Origin of the sequence: Nitrosopumilus zosterae (genome assembly GCF_025998175.1) — an archaeon.
GTDB classification, from domain to species: Archaea; Thermoproteota; Nitrososphaeria; order Nitrososphaerales; family Nitrosopumilaceae; genus Nitrosopumilus; species Nitrosopumilus zosterae.
Map to the genome: position 1 here is coordinate 1,612,463 of NZ_AP026695.1, position 14,703 is coordinate 1,627,165.

At 26.7% G+C, this 14,703-nt stretch carries 16 protein-coding genes; 11 read left to right on the forward strand and 5 right to left on the reverse strand.

Going from position 1 to position 14,703, the window contains the following annotated elements:
- The first annotated feature begins 31 nt into the window (after positions 1-31).
- The 4 genes from OO712_RS09820 to OO712_RS09835 all read left to right on the forward strand — a co-directional run bounded on the left by OO712_RS09820 (position 32) and on the right by OO712_RS09835 (position 3,946).
- Positions 32-1,045, forward strand: coding sequence for an SIS domain-containing protein (locus OO712_RS09820; protein ID WP_306307579.1), 1,014 nt, complete (start codon positions 32-34; stop codon positions 1,043-1,045).
- Between the two features lie 59 nt (positions 1,046-1,104).
- Complete coding sequence (locus OO712_RS09825; RefSeq protein ID WP_109877752.1) at positions 1,105-2,010, forward strand: NAD-dependent epimerase/dehydratase family protein; 906 nt, start codon at positions 1,105-1,107, stop codon at positions 2,008-2,010.
- Positions 2,011-2,142: 132 nt separating this feature from the next.
- Entirely contained in the window at positions 2,143-2,850 is a 708-nt protein-coding gene (locus OO712_RS09830) for a cytidylyltransferase domain-containing protein (RefSeq protein ID WP_264953691.1), read from the forward strand.
- Positions 2,851-2,863: 13 nt separating this feature from the next.
- On the forward strand, positions 2,864-3,946 hold the full coding sequence (locus tag OO712_RS09835) for a DegT/DnrJ/EryC1/StrS family aminotransferase (RefSeq protein WP_109877881.1): 1,083 nt from the start codon (positions 2,864-2,866) through the stop codon (positions 3,944-3,946).
- Here the strand turns inward: OO712_RS09835 and OO712_RS09840 are convergent.
- Entirely contained in the window at positions 3,943-4,674 is a 732-nt protein-coding gene (locus OO712_RS09840) for an N-acetylneuraminate synthase family protein (protein ID WP_109877754.1), read from the reverse strand. The genes OO712_RS09835 and OO712_RS09840 overlap by 4 nt on opposite strands.
- Positions 4,675-4,806: 132 nt before the next feature.
- Between OO712_RS09840 and OO712_RS09845 the strand changes: the two genes are divergently transcribed.
- On the forward strand, positions 4,807-5,157 hold the full coding sequence (locus OO712_RS09845; protein WP_264953692.1) for a GNAT family N-acetyltransferase: 351 nt from the start codon (positions 4,807-4,809) through the stop codon (positions 5,155-5,157).
- Between the two features lie 34 nt (positions 5,158-5,191).
- On the opposite strand, the gene OO712_RS09850 is transcribed toward OO712_RS09845, so the two are convergent.
- The 3 genes from OO712_RS09850 to OO712_RS09860 form a co-directional block, all read right to left on the reverse strand.
- Positions 5,192-6,196, reverse strand: coding sequence for an SDR family NAD(P)-dependent oxidoreductase (locus OO712_RS09850; protein ID WP_109877756.1), 1,005 nt, complete (start codon positions 6,194-6,196; stop codon positions 5,192-5,194).
- Positions 6,197-6,245: 49 nt separating this feature from the next.
- Entirely contained in the window at positions 6,246-8,132 is a 1,887-nt protein-coding gene (locus tag OO712_RS09855; RefSeq protein ID WP_109877757.1) for a glycosyltransferase family protein, read from the reverse strand.
- A 117-nt stretch (positions 8,133-8,249) separates the two neighbouring features.
- Positions 8,250-9,254, reverse strand: coding sequence for a class I SAM-dependent methyltransferase (locus tag OO712_RS09860; protein WP_109877758.1), 1,005 nt, complete (start codon positions 9,252-9,254; stop codon positions 8,250-8,252).
- Positions 9,255-9,328: 74 nt separating this feature from the next.
- Here OO712_RS09860 and nadE point away from each other — a divergent pair, with 74 nt between their 5' ends.
- Both nadE and OO712_RS09870 read left to right on the forward strand, forming a co-directional pair.
- On the forward strand, positions 9,329-10,303 hold the full coding sequence (gene nadE, locus OO712_RS09865; RefSeq protein WP_109877759.1) for an NAD(+) synthase: 975 nt from the start codon (positions 9,329-9,331) through the stop codon (positions 10,301-10,303).
- Between the two features lie 42 nt (positions 10,304-10,345).
- Positions 10,346-11,416: a glycosyltransferase family 2 protein gene (locus OO712_RS09870; RefSeq protein WP_109877760.1), complete on the forward strand. Its 1,071-nt coding sequence runs from the start codon at positions 10,346-10,348 to the stop codon at positions 11,414-11,416.
- On the opposite strand, the gene OO712_RS09875 is transcribed toward OO712_RS09870, so the two are convergent.
- Positions 11,413-11,772, reverse strand: a complete 360-nt coding sequence (locus OO712_RS09875; protein WP_109877761.1) for a holo-ACP synthase — start codon at positions 11,770-11,772, stop codon at positions 11,413-11,415. The genes OO712_RS09870 and OO712_RS09875 overlap by 4 nt on opposite strands.
- Positions 11,773-11,824: 52 nt before the next feature.
- On the opposite strand from OO712_RS09875, the gene OO712_RS09880 reads away from it, so the two are divergent.
- The 4 genes from OO712_RS09880 (at position 11,825) to rfbC (ending at position 14,664) form a co-directional block, all read left to right on the forward strand.
- On the forward strand, positions 11,825-12,070 hold the full coding sequence (locus OO712_RS09880; RefSeq protein ID WP_146196014.1) for a hypothetical protein: 246 nt from the start codon (positions 11,825-11,827) through the stop codon (positions 12,068-12,070).
- Positions 12,067-13,506, forward strand: coding sequence for a class I adenylate-forming enzyme family protein (locus OO712_RS09885; RefSeq protein WP_109877763.1), 1,440 nt, complete (start codon positions 12,067-12,069; stop codon positions 13,504-13,506). Before OO712_RS09880 ends, OO712_RS09885 begins: the two co-directional genes overlap by 4 nt.
- Before the next feature lie 11 nt (positions 13,507-13,517).
- A complete protein-coding gene (locus OO712_RS09890) occupies positions 13,518-14,048 on the forward strand; it encodes an acyltransferase (RefSeq protein ID WP_109877764.1) in 531 nt (176 codons plus the stop codon).
- A 64-nt stretch (positions 14,049-14,112) separates the two neighbouring features.
- On the forward strand, positions 14,113-14,664 hold the full coding sequence (gene rfbC / locus OO712_RS09895) for a dTDP-4-dehydrorhamnose 3,5-epimerase (RefSeq protein ID WP_109877765.1): 552 nt from the start codon (positions 14,113-14,115) through the stop codon (positions 14,662-14,664).
- The last annotated feature ends 39 nt before the right edge of the window (positions 14,665-14,703 follow it).

Here is a 14,703-nt window from a genome sequence, read left to right on the forward strand (position 1 = left end):
GTTATATTTATTAAAAATATCAATAATCTGATTGATTAAATTAGAAGATTTGAGAAAAATCGATGTAAAAGGCATGTATAAAATTTATGATGAATGGCCTAAAATTGCAAGAGAAAGTTATTTTTCAAATTTATCAGAAATAAATTTTGAAAGATGTTCACATATTGTTTTTGCAGGAATGGGAGGCTCTGGGGCAATAGGAGACATATTTTCTGCGATTTTATCTAAAACAAATACTCATGTAACAGTTGTTAAAGGATACCATCTACCTAGAACTGTAGATTCAAAATCAGTTGTAGTTATCACAAGTATTTCAGGAAATACTGTTGAAACTTTAGCAATGTTAGATGATGCCAGAAGAATTGGCTCAAAGATTATTGCATTTTCAGACGGTGGAAGAATCTATGAAATTTGTTTGAAAAATAATATTGAACATAGAAACGTTTCAAAATATCATTCTCCAAGAGCATCTTTTACATCTTTTCTATATTCAATGTTGAGAGTTTTAAAACCTATCATCCCAATAGAGGAATCAGATATTTTAGAATCAATAGAAAATTTAGAAAAAATTTCAAAAACAATAAATTCTGAAAATATATCTATGAGTAATCCTGCCATACAAATTTCTGAATGGATTAATAATTCTCCAATAATATATTTCCCATTGGGTTTACAACCTGTTGCAATTAGATATAAAAATTCTCTTCAGGAAAATTCTAAAATGCATGCAATGATAGAAGATATTATTGAATCTTCTCACAATGGAATTGTAGGATGGGGGACTAAAAATAATTTTCAGCCAATATTGCTTAGAGGTCAAGATGACTATACTACTACCAAAGAAAGATGGGAGATTTTAAAAGAATTTTTTGAATCTCAAAATATTGAATATAAAGAAGTTATAAGTGAGAATGGAAATATCTTGACAAAAATCATTTGTCTAATTTATTTGCTTGATTATTCAAGTATATTTCTTGCAGTCAAACTTGGGGTAGATCCCACTCCAGTAGTTCCAATAAATTTTGTGAAAGAAAGATTACACTAAATATAATTAATAATAAAATTATTGATAACATATATGAAATATAATCATAATCAAAAAATATGAGAATTTTAGTAACAGGGGGAGCTGGATTTATTGGTAAACATTTAGTGAATTATCTTTTAAAAAAAGGAAACAAAGTAACCATTTTTGATAATTTTTCTAATTCAAATAAAAAATCAATTGAAATACTTCAAAATGAAGATGTAAAAATTATTGAGGGAGATATTAGAGAAATTGAAGACATTTTAAATGCAGCAAAAGATCAAAATATCATAATCCATCTTGCGGCAAAAATTTCTGTTGAAGAATCAATCATGAATCCTTTTGAGACATTTAATGTTAATGTAGATGGAACTAAAAACGTTCTTGAAGCTTGCAAAAAAAACAAGATAAGTAAATTGATTGTAGCATCATCTGCTGCAGTTTATGGTGATAGTTTATCAGATATTAAATTGACAGAGAATGCAAAAATTAATCCTGTTTCACCTTATGGAGAAAGTAAAGCTAGAATGGAGAAAGAAATAATAAAATTCTTGACAAAAAATGAAAATATTGATTGTATCATCTTAAGATTTTTTAATATTTTTGGGATTGGGCAAACATCAGAATATGCTGGAGTAATTACAAAATTTCTGGAAAGAATAAAACAAAATCAGGCATTACAAGTATTTGGAGATGGAACACAGACAAGAGATTTTGTTTCAGTTAATGATGTGGTGAGTTCAATTTATGATGCAATTATTTTTGGAAAATCAGGGACATATAATATTGCAAGTGGGAAAACAATCACTATTAACGAATTAGCAAAATTAATGATTTCATGGTCTAGAAAAAACCTTGAAATTCAGTATTTGCCTCAAAAAAAAGGAGATATAAAATTTAGTCAGGCAGGCATAGGTTTAGCAAAAAAAGAAATTAAATATTCTCCAAAATTTGGATTGGAAGAAATTAAGAAATTTTTATGAAAAGAAAATGAATCTTTTAAACAAATATTTGTTTAAAACAGATATTTAATATCGTAATGAGATAAAAAAACATAATTGATTTGTTGCATAATTCAGGCACGCATGGGATCATCAAGATTACCGGGAAAAGTAATGCGAAAAATAGACAATAATTTCACAGTTATTGATTATGTAATTCGACAATTAAAATCATCTAAAAAAATTGATAAAATTTTAATCGCTACCACTAACTTGAAAGAAGATGATGTAATTTGTGATCATTTATTTTCTCAAAATGTTGAATATTTTAGAGGTTCATCAGATGATGTATTAGATAGATATTTTCAATGTGCAAAAAAAAAATCTGCCGATATTATTGTAAGAATTACTGCAGATAATCCTCTAATCGATCCAAATATTGTGGATTCAGTAATTTCCGATTATGAAAATAATGATTGTGATTATGCATCAAATACATTATTAAGAACATTCCCTTATGGAACAGAAGTAGAAGTTTTTTCATTTAAAACCCTTCAAATGGCTTGGAAAAAAGCAAAAAAACCTTCTGAAAGAGAACACGTTACACCGTTTATTTATGAACCTCAAAATAACTTTAATCTTAAAAATACAAAACACTTACACAATTTATCACATTTAAGATATACAGTTGATAGAATTGAAGATCTTATATTAGTAAAAAAAATTATTAAAAATGTTCACGACAGACCAATTTTGCTAAAAGATATTCTACAATTGTATAAAACTAATCCGAATATATTCAAAATTAATGAAAAGGTTAAACATGATGGTTATATAACATCTTTAAAAAAAGATGAACAGCATCTTAAAAGACAAAAATAAAAGAAAAAAAGATATGCAAAAAATAAAGCTATTTGATCCGCATGTAAGCAACTCAGAAGAAATTGCAGTGAACAAAGTTTTGAAAAGTCATTTTTGGGCTTCGGGTTCAGGTGTAGGCTTAGTAAAAAAATTTGAAGAGGAATTTTCAAAATATATCGATACAAAAGATTGTGTTGCCGTAAATAGTGGAACTGCAGCTTTGAATCTCGCATTATCCATATTTGATGTAAAAAACAAAGAAGTCATTCTTCCGTCATTATCATTTGTATCTACTGCAAATGCAGTAATTGAAAATGGAGGCATTCCCAAATTTGCAGATATAGATGAAAAAACATTATGTATAGACACAGAAAAAATCTCCAAATTAATCTCTAAAAAAACTAGATTGATTTTACCTGTGCACTTTGCAGGGTTAGCAGTAAATCTAAATGATATTTCTAGTATATGTAAAAAATACGGATTGGACAGTGTAGAAGATGCGGCTCATGCTTCTGGAACAAAATATAAAAACAAGAAAATTGGAAGTCATGGAGATTTAGTTTGTTTTAGTTTTCATCCAGTAAAAAATTTGGCAATGCCAACTGGTGGGTTAATTGCAATCAATAGAAACAATCACAAAAAAATATCAAAAATTCTTAAAGAAAAAAGATGGTGTGGTATTAGTAATAGAAAAAACACAGATTATGATGTTAAAGAGATTGGTTGGAATTATTATATGAATGAGTTTTCTGCAGCCATCGGGTTAGAGCAATTAAAAAAACTTGACAGAATGAATGATTTCCGAAGAAAAGTTGCTAAAAAATATTCAGATGAAATAGAATTAGAACACAAAATGCCTTTTGATAATAATTGTTCATATCATTTCTATTGGATTAGAGTAAAAAATAGAGAAAAATTTAGAAAAAAATTATTTGAAAAAGGAATTGAAACAGGGATCCATTACAAACCAATTCATACTTTTAGCTTTTACAAATCTAAAATTAAACTACCCGTTACTGAAAAAATTAGCAATGAAATTGTTTCTTTGCCCACCCATCCTAATTTAACTGGTAAAGATGTTGAAAAAATAATCAATACAGTAAATAAATCATATTAGAATTTTGCTTTTTCTAGAATTCTAATATGAGAAACTAATTCGGAGAGTTGTTTTGTATCAATTGATGTCGAAGCATCAGGACCTTTAGAATTTGAAAGTTTTGTATGTTTTTCAATAAGAATTTGTTTTGTATTTTGTTGTTTTTTTAAAATTGTAAATAAGATTGGTGCAGTTATTCCCTCAGTATGATCAGAAAATCCGTCAAATTTTGTAGCTTGATTCCAATTTATTTTATTAAATTCTAATGGATATTCTGAGATACAATAGCAAAAAAGAGTCTTGTTTTTAGAAAATATTTTGTCAATTTTTTTTTTATTTCCACCCATACCCATGCTTATGATAATAGGTTTTTTAGTAATGGCTTTAGATTTTAAGGTCTCTAAAGAATATGGATCTTTAAAGAGGCAAGTTCTTGATGCTACCTTATATCGTTTAACATTTAATGATTCTAAAAATTCTACTCCTTCTGGATAAAAAACACTACACATAAACTCGATTCCAATATCATCAGAAATTTTTTTAATTTTATCTGCTTTTTTGAACGTTAATTCTGATTTTTTAATTACATTCCAATTTGGATGATCTTCAGAATAAAGATCTTTTGCTCTCCACATTTGAAATTTGACAGCATCTGCACCAGCTTTTTTACATTCTAAAATAATTTTTTTAGCTATACTAATGCTCCCTTCCCAATTAGATCCAATTTCTGCAGCAATAGTTGTTTTCAATAAACACCATCATTAAGAGAAAGATTTAACTTTTTAAAATTTTAAGTAAATGATAATTTGGAGAACCATCTTAATAATTCAATTAAATTGCGTACAGTAAAAAAATCAGATTGCCTTTTTCTTTATGAGTTATTGAAAGAAAGAGATCCTAAGTATAATATTTCACATAAAAAAATGCCTAACTATTCCCAACATGAGAAATTTGTACTTTCAAAACCATATGATAAATGGTACATTATTTTAAAATCATCTAAAGAAATAGGCTCAATTTACCTAACTAAAGAAAATGAAATTGGAATATTTATTAAAAAAAATATGCAAAAAAAAGGTATTGGATTTAATGTGTTAAAAACATTGATGGAAAAAAACCCTCGAAAAAGATATTTGGCAAATATTAATCCTATGAATAAAAAGTCAATTAGATTTTTTAAAAATAATGGTTTTAAATTAATTCAATACACATTTGAATTGGAAATTAAGTAATAATTATTTATTAAATAAATATTAGAAATACACATTATATCAATCCGGATTTGGTTAACATTTCTTGTAGTTCAGATTTTGAAATTCTATCAGAAATATCTGATGAATAGTTCTTGAGATTTTCAAGTTTTGTTATACCTTTATGAATTTCATCAGTTGATTTTCCATGAAACAGAGAATACAGTGGATTGGATATTAAATACATATTATTATATTCCCAAGTTTGTCGAATTTCATCCTCACTTATTAAAATCTCATGTAATTTTTCACCAGGTCTAATTCCAACGATTTCTTGTCCAGTATCACCTAATAGATTTTGAAGTACTTCTACTAAATCCATAATCTCGTATGCCTTCATTTTAGGTACAAATATTTCTGAACCTTCACCAGAAATTGTAGCATTAAGAATAAAATCCAAAGCTTCATTCATAGTAATGCTAAACCTAGTCATTTTAGGATCAGTTATTGTAATTTTTTGATTTTTCTTTATTTGTTCAATAAATTTAGGTATTACAGAACCGCTACTGCCAAAAACGTTTCCATACCGAACTGAAATGAATTTTGTGAAATGTTTTTCTGGGTTAATATAATTATTTGCTGTTACAAATAATTTTTCCATTAATAATTTAGTTGCACCATAAGTGTTTAATGGTGAAACTGCTTTGTCAGTACCTATTGCAATTGCTTTTTCAACATTTGTATATAGACATGCATTAATCACATTTTGAGAACCTATTACATTAGTTTTGATTGCTTCAAATGGATTGTATTCAATCTTGGGAACATGTTTTAGTGCAGCAGTATGAAAAACGATATCTATATCTTCAAATGCTCTTTTCAAACGCTCATAATCAACTATATCACCTAAAAAAAATCTCAGTCTATTATCATTAAAACTATTTTCCATCTGTACTTGTTTTTCTTCATTTCTACTCAAAATTCTAATTGTTTTTACATCATCATCTAAAAGACGTTTAGTTAATGCTTGACCTAATGAACCTGTTCCTCCAGTTATTAAGATCTTTTTATCTTCAAACATATTTTATTGATAATGACTTTTCTAAAAAACCTTACTTATTTTAATAATATCAATATGATTTTAAAATTGACGCAAATTTTTCTGAAGCATTTCCACGATTATCAAGGAATTTTCTTACAAAATGATTTGCATTAACTTTTAATTCATCTTGGAATTCTTCATCAAATAATATTTTTTTTAGTTTGTTTTCCAAATCATCATTATTTGAAACTGTTAGAACTGCATTATTTCGTACATGTTCATATTGAGGGATTTCTTCATTAAAATAAACATTCATTGTAGGTTTATCTAAAATCATTGATTCAAGAAGCATTGTTGGAGTAGCATGAATTTCAGGAGATAGAACCATTACTACATCTGCACTATTAATTGTATCAATTACTGATGTCCACAAATAAACAGGGATGGAACTATCTAATTTTGTTATTAATGATTTAATTTCTTCATTATGCGTTAATTGTATAGGATGTAGTTTTACAATGATTTTTACATTTTCAAATTTTTTAATTATTGACAATATTTCTTTGATAGATTCATTGAATTGTATTTTGAGATTTGTATTAGATTGTCCATTAGTTTCATTAATTGGATTAGGAGCTAAAAGCAAAGTTTTTTCATATTTATCTTTAGTTTCTAACTTTGAACAAAAGTAGTCATCATGTCTTGGACTTCCAGTGACTATGATTCTTGATGGATCAATATGATATTCATTTATCAACCACTTTTTCTTCATTTCGCCCCATACCGCAATTTTATCTTTAAATGAAATATATTCAGATAAAATATCAAATCGCTTTGTTTTATCAATTCTTTCAATAAATCCATGTTCAAGTAAAATGGAAGGAATTTTTTTATTATTAACTTCAAGGAAGGTTTTTTCTGTTTCGCCCATCTCATTTAGGGAAACAATGCACCTTAAATCAATTTTCTCAAAAACTTTTTTTGCACTAAGAACAAGTGATATATAAAAAGAAAGTCTTTCCGAATAGGTTTTCATGAAAACTTCTTTAATTATATTCCAAAAACTACATCCTTCAATTTGAAAGATATCATTAAAAATGTTAGAATTTTTCCATAGTTCATCAATTTTTTTTGAATAGAAATCAACTAAAAAAGGAATTTTTGCTTTTTCATCTTTATTCAAGACATCGTCTAACTTTAAAATTTTACATTTTGATTTTCTTATTACATCAACAGATTTTTTGCTCCAAATTGCTGATCTTCTTTGATTAATTAGAATTACATTTCCATCATAATTTTTCATTTCTTGAAAGAGTTTTGAAAATAATTGTGGATTAAATTCTAAAAAAACAATACTCTTTTTTTTAGAATTTTTAAGATCAAACCAAAAACTGAAGAAAAAAGCACTAAATGTTTCTAACAAATTTTTTATTTTAAGATATTTTTTTCGTGATAAAGTAAATGTTAGAGGAATTTTACCTACATTATATTTAGCAGTGATTTTGTCCCAAAGAAGATCTTTTTTGATTTTGTTTTCAAAAAATTCGGTTTCAATATTTTTTCCCTTGGTGATTGTTTCAATTAATTTTGATAATTGACTTGTCGCAACAATTTTGGTAGGTTTTTCTTTTTCAATTATTTTTTTAATTATAAGAAGATCAATTAAATTTGGCATAAGATATGATAGAAATTCATGTGAATCAAAAATTTTTAATAGATTTACTCCTTCTAAACTACAATTATCAATAGAAATTTTTGAATGCCATGACAAAAATTCTGCGATTTGATCAAATATTTTTAATCGTTCATTCAAGCTAAGAAAATCATCGGCTATTTGATGATCAATTTTTTGAGATTGGAGTTTTTGATGAACATCTATATTAAATGAAAAAATTTTTGCATCATTAATTTTTAATAAATCTTGCGGAATAACACGTAAATCTGAAATATTATTAAGAAAGATGAATTTTGTCAAGATAATTATCGTTATGATTTTTCATAATTATTTAACTATAGCTTATAATTTGTTAGGCAAAATAAATTTGAGCTATTTAAAAAATAGCCATATTCTAATAGAAAATATCCACAACATTTAGTTAATTACGATAAAATTTCTTTTAATTCTATCATTAGATAATTTATCATATGCATACTTTGTAAAACCAACAAGAGTATATCCATTAGGCTCATAAAGCAAATCTATAATTCGGAATTTTTCTTTCAAGTTTAATGATTCATAAAAGGATAATGAAAGATTAGATTTTAATTTTTGCGATACGTTAGTTTGCGGAATAGATAATTTTTTTTCAGTTTTTATACTAGAATCAAAAAGTAAACCCTGAGTACTTTCGGTGATTCCAAAAATAGAGTATCCATAAAGATTGGTTTTTTTAAATAATTTGTCTATATCATTGAAGTCATAAAGAAATTCATTTGTATGCAAAAGTGAATCAACGATCAAAGTATCTTCTTCTTTTTTATTTTTAAAATTTAGATTCCAACCATAATCAAATTTATTTAATTCAAGATCTCTAACTAATTCAATTCCTAAATCATAATTGGATTTTTCTTTACCTAATAAAATAGAAATCATCTCTTTGTTCAGCATTCTTTTATGACCACCTAATTTTCCATACAAATAAAGAAAAATTATACCATCGTCTTTCAATGTTTTAGTTAACATTTGCAACCCCTTACTTGGGTTTGAAAGATGGTGTAATACTCCCATGCACAAAACAATATCAAATTTTCCAAGATTCTCAACACCAGTCATGATATTGTGTTTTTGAAATTGAATATTTTTTGTGTTTTTTTTATTTTTTAATTCATTTGCTATTTCTAATGATTTTTCAGAAATGTCTATTCCAAGAAAATTGCATTTCTTAAAAAATTGTGCAACATTTGTAATTCGATGTCCACTGCCAGAACCAGCATCTAAAATATTTTTTTCTTCTAACTTTATTTTACTTTCCATTTCAAATATTCGTAAGAGATTCAATAATTCATTTGTTTGAGCAGCATCAGTTGAGGGAGATGGATAGGGATATTTTTTGTACATATTCTCAACTTTTTGGGTAATTGTATCATCTTTAGTCATGAAATATTTCCTCTTTGATAGTAAAAGAATTTTTTCGTCACATATTTAATTAATCATTATTGAATAATAATCAAATGGAGTTAAATGAGGAATTTCTTAAAATCAAAGATTTAGAAAAAACAACAGATAAAATTTGTGAATTTATCAAAGATGAAATTTCTAATAAATTTCAGAAAAAAGGTGCAATTGTAGGTCTAAGTGGAGGAGTTGATTCTGCTGTCACTATGGCACTTTGTGCTAAATCTTTAGGTTATGAACAAATTTTAGGTTTAATCATGCCAGAAAAAGAATCAAGTTCTTCTAGTCAATTACTTGCAAAAGAAGTTGCTAAAAAATTTAATGTTGAAACAAAAATAATAGACATTACTCAAATTTTAGAATCTTTTGGAGTTTATGATATCAAAGAGCAAATTGTAAAGGAGAAATTTCCAAAATTTAATATTGAATGTAAATATAGAGTAATTGTTCCTCCTAAATCAAAAAATATTGTTGGAATTCCGTTCTTGGAAATACTTGATGAAAACAATGAACGTCATAAATTAAAAATATCTTCTTCAGATTTTCTTACACTAACTGCTGCTACGTCAATTAAGCATAGAGTACGAATGACAATGTTATATTTTCATGCAGAAAAAAATAATTTCTCTGTAGTAGGAACCACAAATAAATCTGAATATCAACAAGGCTATTTTGTAAAATATGGTGATGGGGGTTCCGATATTGAACCTTTAGTAAATCTCTATAAATCTCAAATTTATCAATTAGGAGAGTTTTTAAAAGTTCCCAATCAAATATTGTCTAAGGAAGCATCACCAGATGTTTGGAGTTTTTCAACCACTGATGAAGAGTTTTTTTACAGTGTTCCATATCAGATAGTTGATTTAATTTTATATGCACGAGAAAATAAGTTGTCTATAAAAGATATTCAGAAAATTTCGGATTTGTCCAAAGAGGATATTGAAAGTTTAGTTAAAATTCAAAACATAAAGCAAGTAAAAAGTCAACATATGAGAGAAATTCCTCATAGTTGGATGCCTGACTTTACTTAATAGATAATAATCAGAGAATTTTTGAAAAATTAAGAAAACTAAATGATTGAAATTAATAAAGATAAGCATACTGAAAGTCACAATCCATTAGTTAGTATAATTATTCTCAATTATAATGCAGGAAATTTACTTGTGGATTGTATAAATTCTATTCAAAAATCCACTTATACTAATTTTGAAATAATATTAGTTGATAATGTTTCAAAAGACAATAGTCATATTATTTGTAAAGAAAAATTTCCCACTATAAAATTAATAGAAAATTCTGAAAATTTAGGATATTGTGAAGGCAATAATGTAGGGTTAAGAAAAGCAAATGGAGAATTCATGATGGTTTTAAATCCAGATACTATTGTAGATTCCCAATGGTTAGAAGAATTGTTAAATGCTTATCAAACTAATGGTGAGGGAATTTATCAGCCAAAATTTTTAGCTATAACGGATCATTCTATGTTGTTAAGTACTGGAAATATGATACAAATTTTTGGTTTTGGATTTTCTCGCTCTAAGGGCAATATGGATAAAAAACAATTTGAAAATATAGAAAAAATTGATTATGTGTCTGGAACATGTCTTTTTACTTCAAAAAAGGTTCTGAAAAAAATTGGATTGTTTGATCCTTTTTTATTTGCATTTCATGATGATTTAGAATTATGCTGGCGCGCTGCATTAATCAAAATAAATTCTTTCTATGTTCCAAAATCAATTGTGTATCATCCCATTGAAGGAACTAGTTTCAAATGGAGTCCATTAAAATTCAAGTTAATGGAGAGAAATAGAAAGTATTGTCTACTTACACTATATGATCGTAAAACATTGCTCAAAATGATTCCTGGATTATTTTTAGTAGACATAGCTGTATTTTTTTTCTATTTAAAGAAAGGATTAGTGAAAATGAAAATTTCAGCAGATGTTGAAATTCTTCAAAATTTTAAAATTATTAACCAAAAGTATTCCCAAAATCAAAAAATAAAAATCATTTCAGATAAAGAAATAATTCAACATCTAAAAAACAAAGTAGATGTTCCTAATTGGATAGTAGATACTAAAACTAATCATTTTTTCAATAGTTTCCTCAATAGAATATCAAAAATCACAAGAATGATAATCTAACAATTCAAAGAATTTTTTTTGGATATAACAACTGCTATGGCATTTTGTTTTTCATGGCTTACAGAAACAAGAAAATTGTAAGAAGGATCTTTTGATAAAGAAACTATAGGTTTAGAATCTAAATGATCAGTGATAATATCTAGAAAATCTATTTTTTTGTTTATTGATTTTATCACAGATTCCTTGATAGCAAATTTTACAGCAAATGATTGGGATGAATTTTTATTATTTAAACAATAGTCAATTTCAGATAAATGGAAAATTTTTTTATAAAAAATTTCATTGTCTTGATATGGTTTTTCTTTAAATCGTTCAATTTCTATTATATCTATACCAATTCCAATATTTTCAAGCATATAGAAAATATCGAGAAGGTTTATTTATTATCTATTGATGTTCGCAAATGTTATGAGTAATGATAAATTAAAGAAAATGATTAAAGAAATTTTTTTTGAAATATTTCCAAATTTAGTTGAAGATGATTTTGCCTGGGGGAAAAAGCAAAATGAATATGAAAATTGGGATTCATTTGCTCAATTAAACCTAATAACTTTTGCAGAAGCAAAATTTAACATTACATTTTCTTTAGATGAATCAATTGAAATAAAATCTGCAAATGATCTTCTAAAGTCAATACAATCACATTTAACATGAATATTATTAATTTTCTCAAAAAAAATGTAGAAAAATACCCTACAAAAATTGCTATAATTGATGAGGATGCAAGTATAACTTTTCAGAAACTTTATGAAGAAGTTCAAAAATTTTCAACATCCATTTCATTTTTAAATGAAAAAGACGTTATTAGTCTTATTTCAGATAATTCAATTTCATTTGTTATTTCATATTTAGGAATAATTAATGCAGGAAAGTTAGTTCATCTAATTCCACCTGAAATTTTTGAGAGTAATCTATCTACTCAATTAGAAGCATCCAATTCAGGAGCCATTATTTGTTCCAAATTAAATAAAAAGAGTTTTTTAGAAAATCAATCAATAAAAATTCCAATTTATGGAATAGAGGAAGTTCTATCAAACCAAGAAAAAATTTCAGATATCAAAAAAAATAATGACTTGGCATATCTGATTTACACTTCTGGAACAACATCAGATCCAAAAGGTGTTGCAGTATCTCATAAAATGATAGATTTTACTACCAAAAATATTGTAAAGGTTTTAGGATATTCGGATTCAGATATTGATCTTTTGCCCTTACCACTTCATCATTCTTTTGGATTAGGATGTGTTCATACTTCATTATATACAGGATCAACACTTGTTTTATTAAAAAATGCAAGTAATTTAGAATTTATGTTTGAGACATTAAAAAAATTTAAAGTAACAACATTTGCAGCCATTCCAGCAACTTTAACAAAAATATTAAAATTTGATAGAAATCTATTGGAGAGTTATTTTTCAAATATTCGATTAATAATTACCAATAGTACATCAATTCCTAAAAACACTGTACAAAATTTTAAACATATTTTAGTAAATGGAAATTTAGCAACATATTATGGATTAACTGAAGCATCACGTTCTTCTTTTATGATATTTGATGAAAAAAATGATAGGGATGAGTCTGTAGGAAAAGCTGCACCTAAAGTAGAGATAAAGATTGTTAATGATGAAAAAAATGAATCAAACTTGGGTGAAATTTGGATTAAAGGCGATAATGTGATTAAAAACTATTGGAGAAATTATGAAGCTGATAAAAATTTGATTGATGGATGGTTACGAACAGGAGACATTGGGTATTTTGATGAAGAGAAATATCTTTTTCTAAAAGGACGTAATGATGATATAATTAACATTGGGGGGGAGAAAGTTTCACCACTAGAAATTGAAGAAAGCGTAAAAGAAATTTTAGGGGTAGATGACGTTGCGGCATTTGGTATAATGCATGAAATTTTTGGTCAAACAATTAAGATTAATGTAGTTAAGGCAAAAGATTCCGATTTGAGCAAGTCTCAAATTTTGAGTCACTGCATAAAAAATCTTGAAAAATATAAAATCCCATCAAAAATTGATTTTGTTGAGAGAATTCCTAAAACAGACTACGGAAAAGTTAAACGTTTTATGCTAAAATAACTATAGACATCATGATTAATTCCAAGAATTTTAGAGATAATGAACAAGAATTAATGGATTATTACGGATATGTAGGATTTGGGGGAAGGATAAAAATTCGAATAAAATTTCTAAAGAGTTGGATTTTTCATTCTTTGGCTTATTCATCACCTTTACCCTCATGGTCAATTAAATTTCAAAGGATGCGAGGAGTGAAGATCGGAGAAAATTGCCATATTTCTCCATATGTCTTAATAGATCTATTACATCCAGAGTTAATCAAAATTGAAGATAATGTAACAATTAGTTCTAATTCAATGATATTTGCTCATGTAAATCCCTCAGCAAATGATTTTTTAAAAAAACATGGTTATCCCAGAACAATCAAATCTGTGATTGTTAAAAAAGGTGCAGTAATCAGTGTTGGATGTATAATAATTGCAGGAGTAACAATAGGAGAAAACGCAATAGTTGGTGCTGGGAGTGTTGTAACTCAGGATGTGCCAGATTATTGTGTCGTGGTAGGAAATCCAGCAAGAGTAGTAAAAAAAATTGATCATTAATAAATTTCATTAGTAAAAACAATTAAAATAAAACACATTTATCATATTTTATTTATTGAAATTTGTGGGTTTTACTTTTAAAAGATTATCAATTCCAGAAGTTATTCTAGTTGAACCAAAATTATATTCAGACAGCAGAGGTTTTTTCTATGAAAGTTTTAAAGAATCAGATTTTTTTTCAAATGAAATAACAAAATTTGTACAAGATAATGTCTCACATTCAATTAATGGAGTAATCAGAGGTTTGCATTATCAAATAAATCCAAAACCTCAAGCAAAATTAGTAAGTGTATTTAATGGAAAAATTTTTGATGTTGCAGTAGATATCAGAAAAAAATCTCCAACATATGGAAGATGGGTAGCTGAAATTCTTTCAGACGAGAATCACAGATCATTATATGTTCCAGAAGGATTTGCTCATGGATTTTGTGTTATGAGTAAAGAAGCAGATGTGTTTTATAAGGTAAGCAATGAACATTCACCAGAAAACGAACGTGGAATAATTTGGAATGATCCAACATTAAACATTCCATGGTCAGTAAAAAAACCAATTATTTCAGATAAAGACAGCAAGTTACCATTACTAGAAGAAACCGAAAATAATTTTATTTACTAAAAAATACATTAGAGTTAAATAATTAATTCCTAATTCGTA

What these genes read in the sequence shown, in the direction of transcription:
- OO712_RS09825 (WP_109877752.1), top strand. Translation starts at nt 1,105, where the DNA reads ATGAGAATTTTAGTAACAGGGGGAGCTGGATTTATTGGTAAACATTTA.
- OO712_RS09830 (WP_264953691.1), top strand. Translation starts at nt 2,143, where the DNA reads ATGCGAAAAATAGACAATAATTTCACAGTTATTGATTATGTAATTCGA.
- OO712_RS09835 (WP_109877881.1), top strand. Translation starts at nt 2,864, where the DNA reads ATGCAAAAAATAAAGCTATTTGATCCGCATGTAAGCAACTCAGAAGAA.
- OO712_RS09850 (WP_109877756.1), bottom strand. Translation starts at nt 6,196, where the DNA reads ATGTTTGAAGATAAAAAGATCTTAATAACTGGAGGAACAGGTTCATTA.
- OO712_RS09860 (WP_109877758.1), bottom strand. Translation starts at nt 9,254, where the DNA reads ATGACTAAAGATGATACAATTACCCAAAAAGTTGAGAATATGTACAAA.
- nadE (WP_109877759.1), top strand. Translation starts at nt 9,329, where the DNA reads ATGGAGTTAAATGAGGAATTTCTTAAAATCAAAGATTTAGAAAAAACA.
- OO712_RS09870 (WP_109877760.1), top strand. Translation starts at nt 10,346, where the DNA reads ATGATTGAAATTAATAAAGATAAGCATACTGAAAGTCACAATCCATTA.
- OO712_RS09875 (WP_109877761.1), bottom strand. Translation starts at nt 11,772, where the DNA reads ATGCTTGAAAATATTGGAATTGGTATAGATATAATAGAAATTGAACGA.
- OO712_RS09880 (WP_146196014.1), top strand. Translation starts at nt 11,825, where the DNA reads ATGAGTAATGATAAATTAAAGAAAATGATTAAAGAAATTTTTTTTGAA.
- OO712_RS09885 (WP_109877763.1), top strand. Translation starts at nt 12,067, where the DNA reads ATGAATATTATTAATTTTCTCAAAAAAAATGTAGAAAAATACCCTACA.
- OO712_RS09890 (WP_109877764.1), top strand. Translation starts at nt 13,518, where the DNA reads ATGATTAATTCCAAGAATTTTAGAGATAATGAACAAGAATTAATGGAT.